The following is a 1,672-nucleotide window of genomic DNA, read 5'->3' as shown; positions in this document are numbered from 1 at the left end:
TTTACCAAATTGTCTAAAAGAGGTTGCAATTTTAGCTTGTTTTACAGCTTTTTTTTTGGCAAATCAATGTGTCTAAACAACTCTTTTCGGTATGCTAGGGCTTTAACGTTGCATTTCGGCGAGAAAGGATAAGAAGGAATGCAACGCTTTTGGCTTGGAATGTACCGACCCCCAAATGTTAGACCAAAAATCTAACGATTGGAGGTCGATATTTTTATGGCTAAATATAGTTTTGAATTTAAAAAGGAAATAGTCGTTGCATATCTATCTGGTAAAGGAGGATTTGGTTCTTTGGCAAAGGATTATGGTATTCCGAATAAAGCACAAATTTACAGATGGGTAAAAGCATATCAAAAATTAGGTGATGATGGACTGCGTAGAGCACGAAGTATAAATAATTACTCTTTCAAATATAAGATTTCTGTAGTAGAATTATACTTATCAAGTGATCTCTCATATCAGGAATTAGCACTTAAGGAAGGTATTAATAGTCCGGCACTTATTGGAAAGTGGGTGAATGCGTTTCAAATCGCAGGTCCTGATGCTTTGAGACCACGAATGAAGGGGCGTAAGAAAACATTGGACAATATAAAGAAAGGTGTCACTGACACAAGTGTCGAACACGTAAAAGAATTAGAAGATGAACTTCTTAAACTAAAAATAGAGAATGCTTTTTTAAAAGAACTGAGGAGACTGCGTTTAGAGGACGAGGCAAAAATGAGAGAACGGCGCAAGTCATCAACAGTCTCCGAAGACAGTTCAAACTAAAAGACCTTCTCTCGTATACCGGTATGCCAAAGGCTACGTTTATGTATTGGCAAAAGAGACTTGACAGAGAAAATCCAGATAAGGAACTTGAAGAAAAAATAGTGGAAATTCGAAAGGCTAACAAGGATTATGGATATCGTCGAATGGTTGGAGAACTTCGTAATCAAGGATATCTTGTGAATAAAAAGAAAGTTCAACGAATCATGCAAAAACTTGAATTACAGGTAACTTCGTTCACACGTAAGAGTAGAAAATACAGTTCTTATAAAGGAAAAGTGGGAACTGTTGCTCCTAATAGAATTAACAGACGTTTCCATACACATATACCGCATCAAAAGGTAACAACTGATACAACCGAGTTTAAATACTATGAGATTGCTTCTAATGGACATATGACAATGCACAAACTTTATCTCGATCCTTTTATGGATATGTGCAATGGAGAAATACTCAGCTATAGCATGGATAAGTGCCCTTCTGCCAAGAATGTAATGAATGCTCTGGAACAAGCGATTGAGATAACTGCTGACTGCCCTTATCGCAGAACCTTTCATTCAGACCAAGGCTGGGCTTATCAGATGAAAGTATACTCCCATCGTCTTAAGGAAGAACGAATATTTCAAAGTATGTCTAGAAAAGGTAACTGCCACGACAATTCCGTAATGGAAAATTTTTTCGGTTTGCTAAAGCAAGAAATGTACTATGGTGTAGTTTATTATAGCTATGAGGAATTGAAATCAGCAATAGAGCGATATATAAAGTATTATAATGAGCAACGAATAAAAGAAAGACTTGGATGGATGAGTCCTGTGCAATACAGGCTTAGCCTCTTGGTTGCATAAAAACAGCGTAGCAGCCATCAAACTGCTACGCCTAAAAAGTCTAACATTTGGGGGTCACATCA

The 1,672-nt window shown here is 37.0% G+C and carries 1 protein-coding gene; it reads left to right on the top strand.

Features of this window, described 5'->3' with window-relative positions; translation table 11 throughout:
- Positions 1-216: 216 nt before the first annotated feature.
- Positions 217-1,610, top strand: a protein-coding gene (locus DW005_RS12300; protein WP_242989470.1) for an IS3 family transposase whose coding sequence is annotated in 2 segments (ribosomal slippage) — positions 217-676 and positions 676-1,610 — 1,395 coding nt in all. Because the reading frame shifts where the segments join, the coding sequence is not laid out codon by codon here.
- The last annotated feature ends 62 nt before the right edge of the window (positions 1,611-1,672 follow it).

This window comes from Clostridium sp. AF36-4, from assembly GCF_003435975.1.
Classification (GTDB): Bacteria; Bacillota; Clostridia; order Lachnospirales; family Lachnospiraceae; genus Eubacterium_F.
Note: the sequence above shows the minus strand (reverse complement) of the source record. Positions and strands in the feature narration are given on the sequence as shown.